General features: G+C 59.9%; 13 protein-coding genes. 5 read left to right on the top strand and 8 right to left on the bottom strand.

All coding sequences use genetic code 11. The features are described 5' to 3' along the window. Nucleotides 1-26: 26 nt before the first annotated feature. The 7 genes from AB5Y54_RS13045 to AB5Y54_RS13015 form a co-directional block, all read right to left on the bottom strand. A complete protein-coding gene (locus tag AB5Y54_RS13045; RefSeq protein WP_029314355.1) occupies nt 27-971 on the bottom strand; it encodes a TerC family protein in 945 nt (314 codons plus the stop codon). A gap of 436 nt (nt 972-1,407) precedes the next feature. Continuing rightward, the gene (gene oppF / locus AB5Y54_RS13040) at nt 1,408-2,403 is read right to left on the bottom strand and encodes a murein tripeptide/oligopeptide ABC transporter ATP binding protein OppF (RefSeq protein ID WP_010674333.1); all 996 of its coding nucleotides are present in this window, start codon (nt 2,401-2,403) and stop codon (nt 1,408-1,410) included. After that, complete coding sequence (locus AB5Y54_RS13035) at nt 2,404-3,384, bottom strand: ABC transporter ATP-binding protein (RefSeq protein WP_039038983.1); 981 nt, start codon at nt 3,382-3,384, stop codon at nt 2,404-2,406. A gap of 108 nt (nt 3,385-3,492) precedes the next feature. Beyond that, nucleotides 3,493-4,404 carry an oligopeptide ABC transporter permease OppC gene (gene oppC, locus AB5Y54_RS13030; protein ID WP_010674331.1) on the bottom strand — a complete coding sequence of 304 codons (912 nt, stop codon included), beginning with the start codon at nt 4,402-4,404 and terminating at the stop codon, nt 3,493-3,495. 14 nt (nt 4,405-4,418) lie between these two features. Then, entirely contained in the window at nt 4,419-5,339 is a 921-nt protein-coding gene (gene oppB, locus AB5Y54_RS13025; RefSeq protein WP_010674330.1) for an oligopeptide ABC transporter permease OppB, read from the bottom strand. Nucleotides 5,340-5,436: 97 nt separating this feature from the next. Beyond that, on the bottom strand, nt 5,437-7,056 hold the full coding sequence (locus AB5Y54_RS13020; RefSeq protein ID WP_042883151.1) for an ABC transporter substrate-binding protein: 1,620 nt from the start codon (nt 7,054-7,056) through the stop codon (nt 5,437-5,439). A gap of 280 nt (nt 7,057-7,336) precedes the next feature. Next, a complete protein-coding gene (locus tag AB5Y54_RS13015; protein ID WP_010674328.1) occupies nt 7,337-7,972 on the bottom strand; it encodes a YchE family NAAT transporter in 636 nt (211 codons plus the stop codon). A gap of 832 nt (nt 7,973-8,804) precedes the next feature. Between AB5Y54_RS13015 and adhE the strand changes: the two genes are divergently transcribed. The 5 genes from adhE (at nt 8,805) to AB5Y54_RS12990 (ending at nt 17,355) form a co-directional block, all read left to right on the top strand. Continuing rightward, nucleotides 8,805-11,480: a bifunctional acetaldehyde-CoA/alcohol dehydrogenase gene (adhE, locus tag AB5Y54_RS13010; RefSeq protein ID WP_041215422.1), complete on the top strand. Its 2,676-nt coding sequence runs from the start codon at nt 8,805-8,807 to the stop codon at nt 11,478-11,480. Nucleotides 11,481-11,808: 328 nt separating this feature from the next. Beyond that, nucleotides 11,809-13,044 carry an HD-GYP domain-containing protein gene (locus AB5Y54_RS13005; RefSeq protein ID WP_109113273.1) on the top strand — a complete coding sequence of 412 codons (1,236 nt, stop codon included), beginning with the start codon at nt 11,809-11,811 and terminating at the stop codon, nt 13,042-13,044. 352 nt (nt 13,045-13,396) lie between these two features. Beyond that, nucleotides 13,397-15,088 carry a sensor histidine kinase gene (locus AB5Y54_RS13000; protein WP_041212838.1) on the top strand — a complete coding sequence of 564 codons (1,692 nt, stop codon included), beginning with the start codon at nt 13,397-13,399 and terminating at the stop codon, nt 15,086-15,088. Next, the gene (gene btsR, locus AB5Y54_RS12995; protein ID WP_041215425.1) at nt 15,085-15,789 is read left to right on the top strand and encodes a two-component system response regulator BtsR; all 705 of its coding nucleotides are present in this window, start codon (nt 15,085-15,087) and stop codon (nt 15,787-15,789) included. Before AB5Y54_RS13000 ends, btsR begins: the two co-directional genes overlap by 4 nt. A 144-nt stretch (nt 15,790-15,933) precedes the next feature. Then, a complete protein-coding gene (locus AB5Y54_RS12990; RefSeq protein WP_010674323.1) occupies nt 15,934-17,355 on the top strand; it encodes a carbon starvation protein A in 1,422 nt (473 codons plus the stop codon). A gap of 62 nt (nt 17,356-17,417) precedes the next feature. Here the strand turns inward: AB5Y54_RS12990 and AB5Y54_RS12985 are convergent, their stop codons facing one another. Beyond that, a complete protein-coding gene (locus AB5Y54_RS12985; protein WP_053288523.1) occupies nt 17,418-19,061 on the bottom strand; it encodes a mechanosensitive ion channel family protein in 1,644 nt (547 codons plus the stop codon). Nucleotides 19,062-19,430 lie beyond the last annotated feature (369 nt).

The following is a 19,430-nucleotide window of genomic DNA, read 5'->3' as shown; positions in this document are numbered from 1 at the left end:
CGAGGGAGCCCTTTTTATTGCACCGTTCACGCCGCCTTTTTGCGGGTCATCAGCAGACTCAGCCCCATGGAGGCCAGCAGGATCAGCGCCACCACGCCAAGGGCGATGCCGGTCGGTATCTTGAAGATATCGAGCAGCAACATCTTGACCCCGATGAACATCAGGATCAGCGCCAGGCCGTATTTGAGCAGGGCGAAGCGATCGGCCACCCCGGCCAGCAGGAAGTACATGGCGCGCAGCCCCATGATGGCGAAGATGTTGGAGGTGAGCACGATGAAGGGATCCGTGGTCACCGCGAAGATGGCCGGGATACTGTCCACCGCGAAGATGAGGTCGCTCACCTCCACCAGCACCAGGATGAGCAGCAGCGGGGTCGCGTAGCGCACACCGTCACGCCAGACGAAGAACTTCTCCCCCTCCAGCGTCTCGGTCACCTTGAAGCGACGACGCATCCAGCCGAGCAGGGCATTGTTCTCGAGATCCGGCTCCTTGTCGGCCGCCCACAGCATCTTGGCACCGGTCAGCAGCAGGAAGGCCCCGAACAGGTAGAGGATCCAGTGGAACTGCTCGATGAGCCAGCTGCCCGCGAACACCATGCCGGCGCGCATCACGATGGCCCCCAGCACCCCGTAGAGCAGGACCCGGCGCTGCAGCTCCGCCGGGATGGCGAAGTAGCCGAACAGCATCAGCCAGACGAAGACGTTGTCCACCGCCAGTGCCTTTTCGATGAGGTAGCCGGTGAGAAACTCCAGCCCCTTCTGGTTCGCGATTTCGCGCCCGGCACTGTGATCCAGCCAGAGCCAGATGGCCAGGTTGAACAGGAGCGCCACGCTGACCCAGATGAGAGACCAGATGCCCGCCTCTTTCAGGGACACCTTGTGCGCCTTGCCGCCACCGACAAAGCGGATATCAATCCACAACAGGACCAGCACTATGCTGAAGAAACCGGTCCACATCCACCATTCACCCATTTTCACTTCTCCCAAAACGACAAAACCCACGGCCGGGAGGCAGTGGGTTCGCGTTTGGAGCAGATACACCTTGCCTCTCGGCAAGGTCTCACTTACAGCCGATTGACATCGACTGCCCGGCTGCCGGGTGCACTGCAGGATATGGGTGCACCGTAATGACGACAAACCGGCGAGAAGTTACTCCCCTTGTGCGGCGGATAGTAACAGTCCGGGAAGATGGCGCCAAGAGGCATCTTATCCCCCATGCAATAAAAAGAGCGCCAGCACGCGCCCTTCTCGATACGGTTCTCCTTAGAACCTGTTTACGAGCTGTCGCGAGAGGTCGTCAACAAGGTAAAGAGCAGCGCAGGAACCGGAATGTATATGAATACATGAGGATTCCGAGCAGCGCATGAGGCCTTGATCACGGCCTCGCAGCAAGATCGTTAACAGGTTCTCAGAGCGGGTCCACCTTGAGGCAGGAGACCGCGTGGTCGAAGTTGCCCTCGAGCTGGGGCCGGGTCTTGGCGCACTCCGGGCCTGCCACCGGGCAGCGGGTACGGAACACGCAACCGGAGGGCGGATTCATGGGGGATGGCAAATCCCCTTCCAGGATCTGGATGACCTTGCTGCGCTCCAGATCCGGATCCGGGATGGGGACCGCCGACATCAGCGCCTTGGTATAGGGGTGCAGGGGATTGGCGAAGATCTCCTTGCCGGTCCCGAGCTCCACCGCGTTGCCTAGGTACATCACCAGCACCCGATCCGAGATGTGCTTCACCACGGAGAGGTCGTGGGCGATGAAGATGAGGGAGAGCCCCATCTCCTTTTGCAGGGATTTCAGCAGGTTCACCACCTGAGCCTGGATGGAGACATCCAGCGCCGAGACCGGCTCGTCACAGATGATCATCTTGGGCTCGAGAATGAGCGCCCGGGCGATGCCGATGCGCTGGCACTGGCCGCCGGAGAACTCATGGGGGTAACGGTTCACCAGGTTCGGCAACAGACCCACCTTGGTCATCATGGCGCGCACCTTCTCCTTCACCTCTTCCCTTGGCAGGGTCGGGTAGAAGGTGATGAGGGGCTCGGCGATGATGTCCCCTATGGTCATGCGGGGGTTCAGGGAGGCCAGCGGGTCCTGGAAGATCATCTGGATCTCCTTGCGCTTCTCCCGCAGGGCGTTCTGCTCGAGTTTGGTCAAGTCCTGCCCAAGCCACACCACCTTGCCGTCGGTGGCCGGTACCAGGCCGATGAGGGCACGGGCGAAGGTGGATTTGCCGCAACCGGACTCCCCCACTACGCCCAGGGTCTCTCCTTCGTAGAGGCGCAGGGTCACCCCGTCCACCGCCTTCAGGGCGGAGGGCTTGGCCCAGGGCCAGGCCTTGTCACTCTTGATATGGAAGTGAACCTTGAGGTCGGACACTTCCAGCAGCAGTTTCTTGTCAGTACCCATTTAGTTCACTCCCTTGATCATGGCATCCGATACCCAGTGGCACGCCCGCTCCCGGCCGTCGTTGAACGGCGTCAGGATCGGCGATTGCTGGCCACAAATCTCGCTCACCCGGTGGCAACGCTCCTGGAAGGGACAGCCGGTGGGCAAACGCAGCAGGTTGGGCGGATTGCCCGGAATGGTGGGCAGCTCTTCCCCTTCGGTATCGAGGCGGGGAATGGCGCGCAGCAAGCCTTCGGTATAGGGGTGGCTCGGGCGATAGAAGATATCGTTGACCCGGCCGTACTCCATGGTCCGGCCTGCGTACATCACCAGCACCTTGTCGCAGATGCCGGCCACGACACCAAGATCGTGGGTGATCATGATGATGGCGGTGTTGAACTCGCGCTTGAGCTCGTTCATCAGGGTCATGATCTGGGCCTGTACCGTCACGTCCAGCGCCGTGGTCGGCTCGTCGGCGATGAGCAGCTGCGGCCGGCACAGGAGCGCCATGGCGATCATCACCCGCTGGCGCATGCCGCCGGAGAACTCGTGGGGATACATGTTCATCCGCTTGCGCGACTCGGGGATCTTCACCGCGTCAAGCATGCGCACCGACTCCTCGAAGGCGGCAGCCTTGGTCATCCCCTTGTGCAGCATCAGCACTTCCATCAGCTGATCCTTGACCTTCATGTAGGGGTTGAGCGACGTCATGGGGTCCTGGAAGATCATGGCGATCTTCTCGGAGCGGATCTTGTTGAGCTTGTGCTCCGGCAGATTCAGGATCTCGTCCCCCTGAAATTTGGCCGAGCCGGTGATGACACCGTTCTTGGCCAGCAGCCCCATGATGGCAAAGGCAGTCTGGGACTTGCCTGAGCCTGACTCCCCGACGATCCCCAAAGTTTCGCCAGCAGAAAGAGAAAAGTTGAGGTCGTTGACGGCCACCACATTGCCGTCCGGGGTCTTGAACTCGACCCGCAGATCTTTCACATCCAGTAATTTCATCTCAGTACTCCTTATCGCGCTGTCGTGATGGGGGCCTGCCCGTGGTGAACGCGGTGCGTTCCCTGAACGGGTCTGATGGCCCCTTGGCGTCTTGCCGGTCCCTGGGTATCAGCGATCCTTGGGATCCAGGGCATCACGCAGACCATCCCCGAGGAAGTTGAAGCAGAACAGGGTCACCACCATGAAACCGGCGGGGAACAGGAGTTGCCAGATGGCCACTTCCATCGACTTGGAGCCTTCATCCAGCAGGGCGCCCCAGCTGGTCATGGGCTCTTGCACGCCCAGACCCAGGAAGCTCAGGAAGGATTCGAACATGATCATCCCCGGCACCAGCAGGGTGGCGTAAACCGCCACTATCCCGAGCACGTTGGGCACGATATGACGGGTGATGATCTTCCACTTGGAGACGCCGCAGACGTGGGCCGCCTCGATGAACTCCTTGCTCTTGAGACTCAGGGTCTGGCCGCGCACGATACGCGCCATGTCGAGCCAGCTCACCGCCCCGATGGCGAGGAAAATGAGGGCCAGGTTGCGACCGAAGAAGGTCACCAGCATGATCACGAAAAACATGAAGGGGAAGGCGTTGAGGATCTCAAGCACCCGCATCATCAGGCTATCGACGCGACCACCGATAAAGCCGGACGCGGCGCCGTAGAGGGTGCCGATGATGACGGCCACCAGGGCCCCCATGATGCCGACCATCAGGGAGATGCGTCCGCCGAGCAGGGTACGCACGAACAGGTCGCGCCCCAGGCTGTCGGTGCCAAACCAGTGGCCGGTCTCCATGTCCGGGGCACTCTGCATGGCCCCCCAGTCCGGGTCATCGAACGTGTACTGGGACAGGTGGGGCCCCACGATCACCGCCAGACCGATGATGGTAAGGATGATGAGGCTGGTCAGGGCCGCCTTGTTGCGCAGGAAACGGCGACGGGCATCCTTCCACAGGGAGCGTCCTTCCACCACTTCCACTTTCTGGGCGAACGCCTCGACGGCTTCGCGCTTTTCAGTTGTGACTACCATGATGTACTCCCGGCTTAGTAACGGATCTTGGGATCGATGACGGCATAGAGAATATCGACCACGGCGTTAAAGGTGATAGTGAGGGCGCCGACCAGAATGGTCAGACCGAGCACCATGGAGTAATCACGGTTGAGGGCACCGTTGACGAACAGCTGGCCGATCCCCGGCAGGCCGAAGATGGTCTCGATGACCACGGAGCCGGTGATGATGCCCACGAAGGCCGGTCCCAGGTAGGAGACCACCGGCAGCATGGCCGGGCGCAGCGCGTGCTTGAGGATGATGTGGCGCAGGGGCAGCCCCTTGGCGCGGGCGGTACGGATGAAGTTGGAGTTCATGGTCTCGATCATGCTGCCGCGCATGATGCGGGAGATGGCCGAGATGTAGTACATCATCATGCCGAACACCGGCAGTACCATGAACTGGGCGCCGCCCCCCTGCCAGCCCCCCGCCGGGAACCAGCCCAGATAGATACTGAAGAAGAGCACCAGCAGCGGTGCCAGCACAAAGCCCGGGATCACCACCCCGGCCATGGCCGACGACATCAACAGGTAGTCGATGAGGGTGTTCTGTTTCAGGGCCGCAATGGTGCCGAAGGTGACCCCCAGGGTCACTGCCAGCAGGAAGGCGACCGAGCCTATCTTGGCGGAGACAGGCAGGGCCTGGCTCACCAGATCATTGACGGTGAAGTCCTTGTATTTGAAGGAGGGCCCCAGATCCCCCTGGACCAGGTTGCCGAGGTAAGTGAGGTATTGCATGCCGATGGGCTTGTCCAGGCCATATTTGGCTTCGATGTTGGCCAGGACTTCCGGCGGCAGGGCGCGTTCGCTGGTGAAGGGGTTACCCGGGGCGAAGCGCATCATGAAGAAGGAGACGGTGATCAAGACCAGCAGAGTCGGGATCGCTTCCAGTAGACGTTTAAGGATGAATTTCAACATAGACATTTCCTGTCCTGTACTGCTTCCAAAGGGTCGCGGTTGTAATAAAGGCCCGCCGTCTGGCGGGCCCTGCTTGTTATGCGACTTGTGTCTTTACTCAGTGAGCAACGATGTACATGTCTTTGCTGTAGATGTTGTCCAGCGGGTTGGCCGGGTAGCCGCCCACGTAGGGCTTGACCATGCGGGAGGTCACGTACTGATAGATGGGGGCGATCGGCATGTCCTTGGCCAGGATCTCTTCGGCCTGGACATAGAGCTTGTTGCGCGCCTCGGCATCCACCTGGTTGCGGGACTCGCTCATCAGCTTGTCGAACGTCGGGTTGGAGTATTTGCCGTCGTTGTTGCCGTGAGTGGTCTGCATCAGATCCAGCATGGAGGAGGCTTCGTTGTAGTCGGCAATCCAACCACGACGGGCCACATCAAACTGGCCTTGCTTGAGCGTCTCCAGATAGGTCTTCCACTCCTGGTTCACCAGGCTCACCTGCACGCCGAGCTTCTTCCACATGGAGGCGACGGCCACGGCCACCTTCTTGTGGTTGTCGTCGGTGTTATAGAGCAGCTCGAACTTGAGCGGGTTGCCCGGGCCGTAACCGGCTTCGGTCAGCAGTTCTTTCGCCTTGGTATCGCGCTCTGCCTGGGTCAGCTTGGACCAGGATGGTGCCACCGGCTTGAAGCCGTCCACGAAGTCGGGCACCAAGGCATAACCCGGGGTCTCACCCTTGCCCATCACCTTGTCGGCGATCACGTCGCGATCGATAGCGTAGGTGAGTGCAGTACGCACCCGCACGTCGTCATAAGGTTTGCGCTTGGTGTTGAAGGTGTAGTAGTAGGTGCCCACATAGCCGCTGACCTTCACTTCGTCCGGCAGCTCTTTCTTCATCTGCTTGAAGCGTTCGATGGGCATGTTGTAGGTCAGATCCACTTCGCCAGCCAGATAGCGGTTCAGCTCGGCGTTGGTGGACTGGATGGGCAGGTAGGTCACCTTGTTGATGACGGTCTTGCCGTTGTTCCAGTAGTTGGGGTTGCGCTCGACGTCGACACGCTCGTTGACCACCCAGTCCTTCAGCACGTAGGCGCCGTTGGATACCATGTTGCCGGGCTGGGTCCACTTGTCACCGAACTTCTCGATCACCTTCTTCGGGACCGGATAGGTGGTGGTGTGGGAGAGCATGCTGACGAAGTAAGGCACCGCCTTCTCCAGCTGCACCTCGAAGGTATGATCGTCCACCGCCTTCACACCCAGAGTGTCGGCCGGCTTCTTGCCCGCGATGATGTCGGAGGCATTGATGATGGTCGGGATCTCCATGTACCAGGAGTAGGGAGAGGCCGTCTTGGGATCCACCGCGCGCTGGAAGGCAAAGACGAAGTCATGAGCGGTGACGGGATCCCCGTTGGACCACTTGGCATCCTTGCGCAGGTGGAACACGTAATGTTTGTTGTCCTTGGTTTCCCAGGACTCGGCGACGCCGGGCAGGGTCTCACCCTTGGGGCCGGAGGAGACGAGACCTTCGAACAGGTCACGCAATACGTTGGATTCGGGGGTACCTTCCACTTTCTGGGGATCCAGGGTGGCGGGTTCGGAACCATTGCCTTTCACCAGGGTTTGCTCGGGAGCAAGCTTGGTACCGGCGGGGACATCGGCGGCGTGAGCCAGGGTGGCGCCACCGAAAAGTGCAGTCAATAAAAGGGTATTAATAATTGTTTTTCTATGAGTCATTTCCATACTCCAACAAGAACATTCCATGCATTTGTTATCCACGAGACAAACACCTCGCTGCCCGCATAATTCCCTGACAATTCTGATAATGCAATAGATATCATCAGGAACAGGCCGCTTTCATGGTCAAAAAAACAACTTAAAACCATTTATTCAGCATTTAAATATCCCGAGGCGGTCGTTTTTCGTACAAGGCCGCTCGATTCTAGGAAATGACCAACAAAAAAGAAACAATAAAAAGCCGGTCACAAGGACCGGCTCCGACAAAAACGGACCTGGCTCACACCAGACCGGGGAAGACTCCCTTGATGCCCGCCACGATGATCTCGATGCCAAGGGACATCATGATGAGACCCATGATACGGGTCACCACGTTGATGCCGGTGTTGCCCATCAGCTTGAACAGCAGGGGAGCGGCGCGGAAGATGAGCCAGGAGCAGCAGGCAAACGCCACCACCACCACGAACATGCCGGCCATCTGGGGCAGGGTCTTCTGGCTGGCATAGACGATGGAAGAGGAGATGGCACCGGGTCCGGCCATCAGCGGCAGAGCCAGGGGCACCACGGCAATAGATTCACGCGCAGCCAGTTCACCCTTCTCCTGCTTGTTGTGCTTCACCTCCCCCAGCTTGCCCTGCAGCATGGACCAGGCGATCAGGGTGATGAGAGAGCCACCGGCAATGCGAAACGACGCCAGGGAGATGCCGAAACTGTCGAGGATGAGCTGTCCCATGCACATGGAGACCATCAAGATGATCATCACGGCAATGTGGGCGGTGGTGTTGGTCTTGCGTCGCTCCTCCGGCGACATGTGGCCCGTCAGGCTCACAAAGACCGGCAACAGACCCAGCGGGTTGATGATCGCAAACAGGCCGACGAAAAATTTCAGGTATAAAGAGAAGTCTATTGCTGCCATAGGCGCCATCCAGAACCAATACGAGCCACAAGGGGCCAGCCCCCAAACTGCGCGTAAATTTACACCATGGCTTTTCCCTTCTCCAATCAAATAATCTCACCCTTACCGGGGCTTTTTAGTTAGTTCCGCTAATGTATCGACAAAATTCAACATATCGGGTTGTTAAGGGAGAGAGGTCGCCATTAACATCGCCTGGTGCCATGGCAGCGCGTTATATCAACCCTCAGCCAAGAAACGATATTTTCGGTAAATGGCACCCTTGCTTCTCACCACGCCTGCTTGCCGCCCCCACCCGCTCCTGTGACCCCGATTTTGGCCTTTCTCACCCTGGTGCGGCGCCAGTGGGGTCAGCTGTGAAGAGGTGACGCGCTCCCTGCCACCGCCAGATGTGCTGTTTCTCCAGGGCGACTGGATGAAAACAACAACCCCTTTCTCAACATAAATGAAACGTCCGGGGGCTGGGCGTTCTGCCGCCATCACGGCGATACCGCCTCCCCCCATTCCGGTCAAGGCGAGAATTCATCGGATCCCCTTCCCTGAGCAGATATTCCAAGGGCGCGTGACAGCCGCTCGTGATGCCAAGAAAGGATGACACACTCCCGTAACATAGTGGTGCGACAAGGGGTGAAACAAAATTTCTTTTGTTCTTTTGTTACATATGATCCAGATCAATCTTTTCTGACACATCCCGACCCTATAATCGAGCCAGAAAACAGTTTACTAAGGCATGTAAATACCCCGTTATGGTGATTCTTGCCTTGACAAGGTGGCTATAATTGCCGGGCATTGCCAAGGTCTTACTAAACAGTTTTCAAATCATCAGGAGATAAACATGGCAGTAACCAATTTGGCTGAACTGGATGCACTGGTTGCCCGCGTCAAAGAAGCACAGCGTCAATTCGCCAGCTTCTCGCAAGAGCAGGTAGACAAGGTCTTCCGTGCCGCCGCCCTGGCCGCCAGCAACGCCCGTATCCCCCTGGCCCAGATGGCCGTGGCTGAATCCGGTATGGGTATCATCGAAGACAAGGTTATCAAGAACCACTTCGCCTCCGAATACATCTACAACGCCTATAAAGATGAAAAGACCTGCGGCATCCTGAGCCAGGACGACGAGATGGGCACCATCACCATCGCCGAGCCGGTAGGCATCATCTGCGGTATCGTACCGACCACCAACCCGACTTCCACCGCGATCTTCAAGGCCCTCATCTCCCTGAAGACCCGCAACGCCATCATCTTCTCCCCGCACCCCCGCGCCAAGAACTCCACCAATACCGCTGCCAAGCTGGTACTGGATGCAGCCGTGGCTGCCGGTGCGCCGAAAGACATCATCGGCTGGATTGATCAACCCTCCGTCGAACTCTCCAACGCCCTGATGCGTCACGACGACATCAACCTGATCCTGGCCACCGGTGGCCCGGGCATGGTGAAGGCCGCCTACTCCTCCGGCAAACCCGCCATCGGCGTGGGTGCGGGCAACGTGCCCATCGTCATCGACGAAACCGCCGACGTGAAGCGTGCCGTCGCCTCCATCCTGATGTCCAAGACCTTCGACAACGGCGTGGTCTGTGCCTCCGAGCAGGCTGTCATCGTGGTCGACTCCATCTACAACCAGGTCAAGGAGCGTTTCGCGACCCACGCCGGCTACATCCTCTCCAAGGACGAAGCGGACAAGGTGCGTAAAGTGCTGCTGATCAACGGCGCCCTGAACGCCGACATCGTGGGCCAGCCTGCTACCAAGATCGCCGCCATGGCCGGTGTGACCGTGCCTGCCACCACCAAGATCCTCATCGGTGAAGGTCTGGAACTCTGCGCAGAAGACGAGTTCGCTCACGAGAAACTCTCCCCGACCCTGGGTATGTTCCGTGCCAAGAACTTCGAAGAAGCCGTCGAAATGGCCTGCGACATGGTCAACATCGGTGGTATCGGCCACACCTCCGGTCTCTATACCGACCAGGATCGCAATGCCGACCGCATCAAGTACTTCGGCGACAAGATGAAGACCGCCCGTATCCTCATCAACACCCCCTCCACCCAGGGTGGTATCGGTGACCTGTACAACTTCGCGCTGGCCCCGTCCCTGACCCTGGGTTGCGGCTCCTGGAGTGGTAACTCCATCTCCGAGAACGTCGGTCCCAAGCACTTGATCAACAAGAAGACAGTCGCAAAACGGGCAGAAAATATGCTGTGGCACAAACTTCCGAAATCCATCTACTTCCGTCGTGGTTCCCTGCCGATCGCCCTGGGCGACCTGGAAGGCAAGAAGCGCGCCATGGTGGTGACCGACCGCTTCCTGTTCAACAACGGCTATGCCGATGAAGTGGTTCGCCTGCTCAAGAAGCTGAACATGGAAGTGGAGATCTTCTACGAAGTGGAAGCCGACCCCACCCTGTCCGTGGTCCGCAAGGGCGCCGAGATGGCCAACTCCTTCAAGCCGGACGTGATCGTCGCCCTGGGTGGTGGTTCACCCATGGATGCCGCCAAGATCATGTGGGTCATGTACGAGCACCCGGATACCGCGTTCGAAGACCTGGCCATGCGCTTCATGGACATCCGCAAGCGTATCTACAAGTTCCCGAAAATGGGCGTGAAGGCCGAACTGGTCTGTATCACCACCACGTCCGGTACCGGTTCTGAAGTGACCCCGTTTGCGGTCGTGACCGACGACGCCACCGGCATGAAGTACCCGCTGGCCGACTACGAGCTGACCCCGAACATGGCCATCGTGGATGCCAACCTGGTGATGGGCATGCCCAAGTCCCTGTGCGCCTTCGGTGGTATCGACGCCGTGACCCACGCCATGGAAGCCTATGTCTCCGTGCTGGCCAACGAATACTCCGACGGTCAGGCGCTGCAAGCCCTGAAACTGCTGAAGGACTACCTGCCCTCCAGCTACATCAACGGCGCCAACGACCCGGTTGCCCGCGAGAAGGTGCACAACGCCGCCACCATCGCCGGTATCGCGTTTGCCAACGCCTTCCTGGGTGTGTGCCACTCCATGGCCCACAAACTGGGTGCGGAGTTCCACATCCCCCACGGTCTGGCCAACGCCCTGCTGATCAGCAACGTCATCCGCTACAACGCGAACGACAACCCGACCAAGCAGACCGCGTTCTCCCAGTACGACCGTCCGCAGGCTCGCCGTCGCTACGCCGAAGTGGCTGACCACCTGGGCCTGACCGCTGCCGGTGACCGTACCGCCGCCAAGATCGAGAAGCTGCTGACCTGGCTGGACGAGCTGAAGGCCACCCTGGGGATCCCGGCCTCCATCCGCGAAGCCGGCGTGAACGAAGCGGACTTCCTGGCCAAGGTAGACCAGCTGGCGCTGGAAGCCTTCGATGACCAGTGCACCGGCGCCAACCCGCGCTACCCGCTGATCACCGAGCTGAAAGCCATCCTGATGGACACCTACTACGGCCGTCCCTTCATCGAGGAAGCCCCTGCTGCCGCCCCGGTTGCAGCCAAGGTCGACACCAAGGTGGACAACAAGAAAAAATCCAAGGCCTGATAAACGCCACGGATGACAAGAGCCCGCGCACATGCGCGCAATGCTGTTCACTTAAGAGAATTTGAGTTCCAGTCCACGTAGTATCAGGACAAAAAAGCGAGGGAGGCATGATGCCTCCCTCTTTCTATTGCAAGCCCCGCTGGATAAAGGCTGGAGGAAGATCGACTGGACACAGCCTTGCCCCCTCAACTCAAATCCAATTTATGAATAATCAGTCAAAAAAGTGCTTATCTGAACAGCATTGCGCACATGCGCGGGCTTTTTTGTTTGTCTATCTGTTTAATTTTGCTAGCTTGTTGATAGGCAAATTCGACAGAAGAGCTAGTCCATGGCGCTGATACAGGCCTCCATCGAGCAGTTGAGAGTCGGCCACTACATCCATCTTCCCACGGGATGGACGAGCCACCCTTTCATGTTCAACGCCTTCAAAATCAAGGACCAGCAACAGCTCGACATCATCCGCCACCTCGACCTGACCCTGCTGATGGTGGATCCCGACAAGAGCGATCTGCCGGTCGAGCCCCTGCTGCGGGCCGAACCCGTCCCCTCTCTTGAGATGAGCGACACGGGGGATACCACCTCCTCTTCTGAGGGCCCCACCTTCGACGAAAAGGCGTTCAGGCGCTCCCTTCGCATCGCGGACAAGGCGTTCGGTCAATCCCTGTCAGATCTTCGCGACGCCCTTGGCGCCCTCAACCTCAAACCGGACGAAGGCTTGGCCAATACCGTACAGATAGTGCGCAGCACCGCCGCCCGTCTGGCAGAACACCAGGGGCCGCTCGGTCTGCACCTTATCCGCAGCCAGAACACGGATATCCTGCTGCAACACAGCCTGAGCGTGGCCTTCATCGCCATGCTGATGGCACGGGAGCTTGGCATGAATCCCGTCGAGATCGAGGAGACCGGTCTGGCGGGCCTGCTCCACGACATCGGCGAGCTCAAGATCCCGAGCCAGATCATCCAGAAGCGGGGGGAGCTCAGCAAGGCGGAGCAGAATTTCCTCAACATGCACCCCCAGTACGGACTGGAGATGCTCAACCAGTTGCAGGCTTTCGAACCCAGGATCCGCGAGGTCGCCTACCTGCATCACGAACGCCTCGATGGCAGCGGCTTTCCCCTCGGGCTGAAGGGCGACAAGATCCCCCCCCTCGCCCGACTCATCGGGCTGGTGGATCACTATGACGAGCGGCTTCATCCGCGCAGCGGCCTCAACCCGCCGGGGCCCAGCCAGGTGATCGGCCAGCTCTACAAGCTCTCCCAGAAGAAGTTCGAGCAAACCCAGGTCAGGTTGCTGATAAAGGTGCTGGGGGTCTATCCGCCGGGTTCCCTGGTGCGCCTGGATGACGATGCCCTGGCCCTGGTGCTCTCCACCGAGCCCAGCATGCCCCTCAGACCCAAGGTGCTGCCCTACCTCAAGGGGCAGCGGCCGGAAGGGGTGGCCATGATCGATCTGCGGGAAGATGCGCGAAGCATCGTCGCCACCCTCAGACAGGAAGAGCTGGACGACGCGCAACGCGCCTTTTTCGGTCTGGGTCGGCGGGTCTGTTACTATTTCGCCTTCTGAGTTATCCCCAGAAGCTGGGGATAACTCATTGGACAAACCTGAATAATTGCTCAGGTCCCCTCGAAATCGTCCACCATTGGAGCTGGATAAAAAACGCCCAGCCGATGGCCGGGCGGAGCATGCCACCTCCGTGTGGCGTATCCGGTGGATACCTTCATGCTCGCATCAGCAATATCAAGCGGGCATCGATTACACAAATATCAATTTAACGTGCTGATTTTATATGGTTTTATTTTTCCATTCTGGCAAACTGCCGCAGCGTTCAGCCCGCAGCCCGCATCAAGACGGGCTCAGGCTCACCCTGCGTCATGACAACGCCCGGCTCCGGCGTGGTGTTTGAGGAAGCTTTTTTATGCAACTAGTCCTCTCTCTGCTCCAGCAGATGAGCGTCAGCCTGGTCATCGCCTACCTTTTTTCCAAAAGCCCCCTGTTGCGTCCCCTGGCCAACTACTCCGTCAGGCTGCCCCACAAGGTGCTCATCTATGTCATCTTCTCCTGCTTTTGCATCCTGGGAACCTATGTGGGCCTCGACATCGATGACGCCATCGCCAACACCCGGGCGGTCGGTGCCGTACTGGGGGGACTGCTGGGCGGCCCCCTGGTGGGATTCCTGGTGGGGCTGACCGGCGGCCTGCACCGCTATACTCTGGGGGGGTTCACCGATCTCGCCTGCGCCATCTCCACCACCTGCGAGGGGCTGTTGGGGGGGCTGGTGCACTGGCGGCTGATGCGGGCAGGCAGGGTCAATGACCTCTTTGCACCCAGGGTCGCCTTCTTTACCACCTTCGTGGCCGAGATCATGCAGATGGTGATCATCCTGCTGGTCGCCACCCCCTTCGACAAGTCCCTGCTGCTGGTGCGCACCATCGCCACCCCCATGATCCTCGCCAACTCCTGCGGGGCGGCGCTCTTCATCAGCATGATCCGCGACCAGCAGCGGATGTACGAAAAGTTCTCCCGGGTCTTCTCCGCCAAGGCGCTCACCATCGCCAACCGTACCGTCGGCATCATGAGCCAGGGGTTCACTCCGGAGGCCAGCGGCAAGATAGCACATATCGTTCAGGAAGAGACCGGCGTCGGCGCCGTCGCCATCACGGACACCGACAAGATCCTCGCCTTCATCGGCACCGGAGAAGATCACCACAAGCCGGGCACCCCCATCACCTCGGCGATCACCCTGCAAGCCATCGCCCAGAACAAGGTGCTGTTCGCCGATGGCAACAGCCAGCCCTATCGTTGCAGCATCTCCCCCCAGTGCCAGCTCGGCTCCGTGCTGGTGATCCCCCTGCAGGGTGACGAGGGGGTGATCGGCACCATCAAACTCTATGAGCCCAAGAAGCGGCTCTTCCTCAAGATCAATCACACCCTGGGAGAAGGGATCGCCAACCTGTTGTCCCAGCAACTGCTGGCAGGCCGCCTGGAGCAGCAGCAACGCCTGCTGGTGCAATCCGAGCTCAAGCTGGTGCAGGCACAGATAAACCCCCACTTCCTGTTCAACACCCTCAACACCATCAGCGCCATTACCCGCCGCGATCCGGGACGGGCACGGGAGCTGCTGCTGCACCTCTCCCGCTTCTTTCGCAACAACCTCAAGCGCCAGAGCGGCCTGACCACGCTGCGTGAGGAGCAGGAGCACTGCCTCTCCTACCTGGAGATAGAGCAGGCCCGCTTTGGCGAGCGGCTCACCGTCATCAACGAGATCCCGCCCCACCTTGCCGAGGTGCAACTGCCGAGCTTCACCCTGCAGCCCCTCATCGAGAATGCCATCAAGCACGGCATCTGCTCCCTGCTGGGAGAGGGGCGACTTCGCCTCTTCGCGAGGGAAACCCCCGAGGCGATCACCCTTTGCGTCGAAGACAACGCCGGGGCCTGGCAGCCATCCGGCCAGGGGGATGGTCTGGGGATGAGCCTGGTGGACAAGCGCCTCAAGAGCGCCTTTGGCGAGCGCTATGGCATTGACGTCCAGTGGGAGCCGGAGCAATGGACCCGGGTCTCCCTGACACTCCCACGACAACCCCGCACCACCGCCAAGGAGATGACATGATCCGCACCCTGATCGTCGATGACGAGCCCTATGCCCGCGAAGAACTGGCAGAGCTGCTGGCCAGCGATCCCGACATCGAGATCCTGGGCATGGCGGGCAACGCCATCGAGGCGCTCGGCCTCATCCAGCAACTCAAGCCGGATGTGGTGTTTCTCGATATCCAGATGCCCAAACTCAGCGGCATGGAGCTGGTGGCCATGCTCGATCCCCTGCCCCGCATCGTCTTTGTCACCGCCTTTGACGAGTACGCCATCCAGGCGTTCGAGGAGAACGCCTTCGATTACCTGCTCAAGCCGGTGGAGCCGGCGCGCCTCGCCAAGACCCTGGCGCGGCTCAGGCAGGACATCACCCCGCAACCGGTCGGGACCCTGGCCCCGACCATCCACCATATCCCCGGATACCTGCACAACCGGGTGCGGCTGCTCCCAACCTCCCAGGTGGAGTACGCCTTCTCCGATCTCGGCGGCGTCCATGTCGCCTGCCAGGGCGAGCTGTTTCACACCCAGCTCACCCTCAAGTCCCTCGAGGAGAAGACCCCGCTGCTGCGCTGTCACCGCCAGTATCTGGTGGCCCCGGCCGCCATCTTCGAAATCCGTTTGCTGGAGAATCAACTGGCGGAGATCGTGACCCCGAGCGGGGCCCGGGTACCGGTCAGCCGCCGCTACCTCAAGGAGCTAAAAGACGAGCTGGGACTGGAATAAAGCGGGGTGCGATGTGCGCCGGATCACAGCGGGCAACCACTCGGGTCGCCATGTCGCCGCTCACCCCCTTTCACCTGCCGTTAACAGAAGTCCCCACCTACACTGGCTGCGCACACCAAAAAATAACAAAGCAGGAGCGTAGCAATGATCTGGTTCTTCCTCTGTGTCGGCTTGTTGATAGCCGGCTACTTCATATACGGCAAATTCATCGAACGGATATTCGGGCCCAAACCCGAGTTGAAGACCCCCGCCATCACCATGGCGGACGGGGTGGACTATGTCCCCATGTCGGACAAGAAGGTCTACCTGGTTCAACTGCTCAACATCGCCGGCGTCGGCCCCATCTTCGGCCCCATCCTGGGTGCCCTCTATGGTCCGGTCGCCATGCTCTGGATCGTCTTTGGCTGCATCTTCGCCGGTGCGGTCCACGACTATTTCTCCGGCATGCTGTCGGTACGCGCCAGGGGCGCCTCGGTGCCGACCGTGGTCGGTGAGCACCTGGGCACCGCCGCCAAGCACTTCATGAACCTCTTTGCCGTGGTGCTCCTGATGCTGGTGGGCGTGGTCTTCGTCCTGAGCCCGGCGGGCCTGCTCGCCAACCTCACCTCCACCGATCTGGTCTACTGGATTGCGGCCATCTTCGCCTACTACATCCTCGCGACCATCGTCCCCATCGACAAGATCATCGGCCGCTTCTACCCCATCTTCGGTGCGCTGCTGGTCTTCATGTCGGTCGGCCTCATCATCGGCCTCATCGTCTCCGGCAAGGGCTTCTACAACACCGGGATGGACTTCTCCAACCTGCACCCGACGGATCTGCCGCTCTGGCCGCTGCTGTTCATCACCATCGCCTGTGGTGCGGTCTCCGGTTTCCACGCCACCCAGTCCCCGCTGATGGCGCGCTGCATGCAGAACGAGAGCTCCGGCCGCTTCATCTTCTACGGGGCCATGATTGGGGAAGGCATCATCGCCCTCATCTGGTGCACCCTGGGTCTCTCCTTCTACGACAGCACCGAGGCACTCAACGCCACCCTGGCCAGCGGCGGCCCCTCTGCCGTGGTGCACGAAGTCTCCACCAGCCTGCTCGGTACCGTGGGCGGCATCCTGGCGATCCTCGGCGTGGTGATCCTGCCCATCACCTCCGGTGACACCGCGTTTCGCAGCGCCCGCCTCATCGTGGCGGACTTCCTGAACCTGACCCAGAAGCCCATGGCCAAGCGTCTGCTCATCGCCATCCCCATGTTCATCCTTGGCTTCATCATCTCCAAGGCAGAGTTCGGGGTGATCTGGCGCTACTTCGGCTGGGCCAACCAGACCACCGCCGTCATCATGCTGTGGGCTGCGGCCGCCTACCTCATCAAGGAAGGCAAGCTGCACTGGGTATGCACCATTCCCGCCATCTTCATGACCGCAGTGGTCATCACCTACCTGGCCAACGCCCCCATCGGTTTCGGCCTCGAGATGAATGTTTCCACCATCATCGGTCTGGTGAGCACCGCCCTCATCACCCTCGCCTTCCTGGTAAAATTCAGGCCCTCCCAACTGAGAGAGGCCAAGGAGAGCTGAGGCATCAGCTTCTCTTCATGACAAGAGGCCCGGCATTGCTGCCGGGCCTCTGTTTTTTGTGGTCACTCTCTGGCGGGGGGCTCGGCGGAATCGGGCGCCCGGGCCGGCGCCTGATACCACTGCTCCCTGGCCACCAGCACAGCCTGTTCCGGCTGGGCAATGAAGTTGGGGGACATGATCTGCACCCCGAACTCGTTGAAGACATCCTGAATATGGCCATGAAGCTCCGTCTTGACCACCGCAGGGAGTTCGCTTGCCTTCATCCTCACCTGCAACTCGTACTCCACATACCAATCCTGCAGATGCAACTGCCGCACCAGGGGAGCTTCATCCTGATTGAGCCGGGTGCAGCGCCGCGCGGCCAGCTCCAGCATGGCATGTACCTGACGCCAGGGGGTGTCATAACCGATGGTCACCTTGGTCAACAGGGCCACCCCCTTCTCGCCCGCCAGCCGTGTCAGGTTCACCACCTTGCCCCCCACCACCACTGCATTGGGCAGCGTGACCTCGTGATCCTGGCGCGTCACCAGCTTGGTCGAGAGGGCATTGAGCTCGCTCACCATCCCCTCCACCTCGCCGATCTGCACCAGATCCCCTGGCCGCAGTGCGCGGGAGTAAATGAGCACCAGGCCGCTCATGGCATGGTTCATGATACCGGCCGATCCCAGTGTCACCATCAGACCGAAGAAGACGCTGATCCCCTTGAAGGCATCGGAATCCGCACCCGGCAGATAGGGGTAGGCCACGGTCAGGGCAAACAGCCAGATCACCACTGACAGCAGTCGCCGGGTGGCGCCTATGGTCTCGGCGTGCAAACCCTGCACCCGAAACTGGCCACGCTCGATGCGGTCGAAGAGGATGGCCAGCATCTTGATGAAGAAACGGGTGATGACCACGATAAGCAACACGGTTACCAGACCGGGCATGGCGGCAATCATGCCCTCCAGCATGTCGCCACACAGGGCAAACAGGGATTCCCCAAGCTGATAGCTCCAGGCCCGGGTCTGGGGGAACAGGCCGAGCACATAGGTCAGCCAGCCATAGGTGAGCATGAAGATGAGCAGCAGCGTGATGAGGCCGAGCAAGCGGACCTCGACATTCCCGGTGACCTGGCGCCAGGAGTGGGGGACCAGCCCCTTCTGCAGCAACAGGCGGTTGGCCAGCCACTTTCTGACTCGCCGATGCCCCCGCTGCAACAGCCAGATGAGGCCGAAGAAGATCAGGCTGACCACCACCGCCAAGCCGACGGCTCTGAGCAAATAGGGGGTCGAGTGCAGCTCGAGATACTTGATGCGCACGCCGTCGAGCCGATGCAGGACACGTTCGGCCGCCTGATCCAGGGTCAGCTCGTCGAATTCATCAAGGTCCCCTTCCAGCAGCACCAGAATGCGCTTGCCATTGACCAGAAACTCCCGGCTCTCCTGGCCGTGTCGACTGCCTTTCGTCACGGCCACAGGCGTCATGAGGTCGCTTGGCTCCATCCACTGAACTCGCTCATGGGCCAGCCGTACCCTGGCCGCCCCATCCAGGTTGCCATATTTAGCCGTCAGCATGACGATGGGTTCATGAAGCAGGACCAGGGTCTGTGCCAACTCCTGCTCATTGGGCTCCATTCTGGGTTCGGCGGTCCAGCCGAGGCGGGACCACAACAGGCAGATCAGCAACAGGCCAAGCCGCCATCCTTTGCCACTGCACCATTCGTTCATCAGGTTCACCTCTCACCTTGCCCGGGCATCCATTGCTGCTTGATTTTATCTAACCAAATCAATTTTGTGTGTTAAATGAGCAACCGATGAACCATGCCTGTACCGCCACACCAACTCTCCGATTGCAGACTTGCACCGACGGCATATGCTGTCATTATTGCCGAAGCCTCGACTCGACAATCGAAGCATTGTTAGCGACTCAGACGGGAGAAATCGATGGTACTTGACTACATTGCCCTGGGGATCCTGGTGTTTGTCGTCTTGGTCATGTTCTTTGACATCCTCCCCCACCTTAGCGCTTCGCGTCACAGGAGGGGGATTCCCATTACTGGGTGATAGCTGCTCGCGCAGTACCGGGTTCCTGCTTCA

This window comes from Aeromonas sp. s9, from assembly GCF_040907765.1.
GTDB lineage: Bacteria > Pseudomonadota > Gammaproteobacteria > Enterobacterales > Aeromonadaceae > Aeromonas > Aeromonas caviae.
The sequence above is the reverse complement of the archived record's forward strand: the minus strand, read 5'-3'. Positions and strand labels throughout refer to the sequence as shown.

Excerpts from the sequence above, each read along its gene's own strand:
- AB5Y54_RS13045 (WP_029314355.1), bottom strand. The coding sequence starts at position 971 with ATGGGTGAATGGTGGATGTGGACCGGTTTCTTCAGCATAGTGCTGGTC.
- oppF (WP_010674333.1), bottom strand. The coding sequence starts at position 2,403 with ATGGGTACTGACAAGAAACTGCTGCTGGAAGTGTCCGACCTCAAGGTT.
- AB5Y54_RS13035 (WP_039038983.1), bottom strand. The coding sequence starts at position 3,384 with ATGAAATTACTGGATGTGAAAGATCTGCGGGTCGAGTTCAAGACCCCG.
- oppC (WP_010674331.1), bottom strand. The coding sequence starts at position 4,404 with ATGGTAGTCACAACTGAAAAGCGCGAAGCCGTCGAGGCGTTCGCCCAG.
- oppB (WP_010674330.1), bottom strand. The coding sequence starts at position 5,339 with ATGTTGAAATTCATCCTTAAACGTCTACTGGAAGCGATCCCGACTCTG.
- AB5Y54_RS13020 (WP_042883151.1), bottom strand. The coding sequence starts at position 7,056 with ATGACTCATAGAAAAACAATTATTAATACCCTTTTATTGACTGCACTT.
- AB5Y54_RS13015 (WP_010674328.1), bottom strand. The coding sequence starts at position 7,972 with ATGGCAGCAATAGACTTCTCTTTATACCTGAAATTTTTCGTCGGCCTG.
- adhE (WP_041215422.1), top strand. The coding sequence starts at position 8,805 with ATGGCAGTAACCAATTTGGCTGAACTGGATGCACTGGTTGCCCGCGTC.
- AB5Y54_RS13005 (WP_109113273.1), top strand. The coding sequence starts at position 11,809 with ATGGCGCTGATACAGGCCTCCATCGAGCAGTTGAGAGTCGGCCACTAC.
- AB5Y54_RS13000 (WP_041212838.1), top strand. The coding sequence starts at position 13,397 with ATGCAACTAGTCCTCTCTCTGCTCCAGCAGATGAGCGTCAGCCTGGTC.
- btsR (WP_041215425.1), top strand. The coding sequence starts at position 15,085 with ATGATCCGCACCCTGATCGTCGATGACGAGCCCTATGCCCGCGAAGAA.
- AB5Y54_RS12990 (WP_010674323.1), top strand. The coding sequence starts at position 15,934 with ATGATCTGGTTCTTCCTCTGTGTCGGCTTGTTGATAGCCGGCTACTTC.
- AB5Y54_RS12985 (WP_053288523.1), bottom strand. The coding sequence starts at position 19,061 with ATGAACGAATGGTGCAGTGGCAAAGGATGGCGGCTTGGCCTGTTGCTG.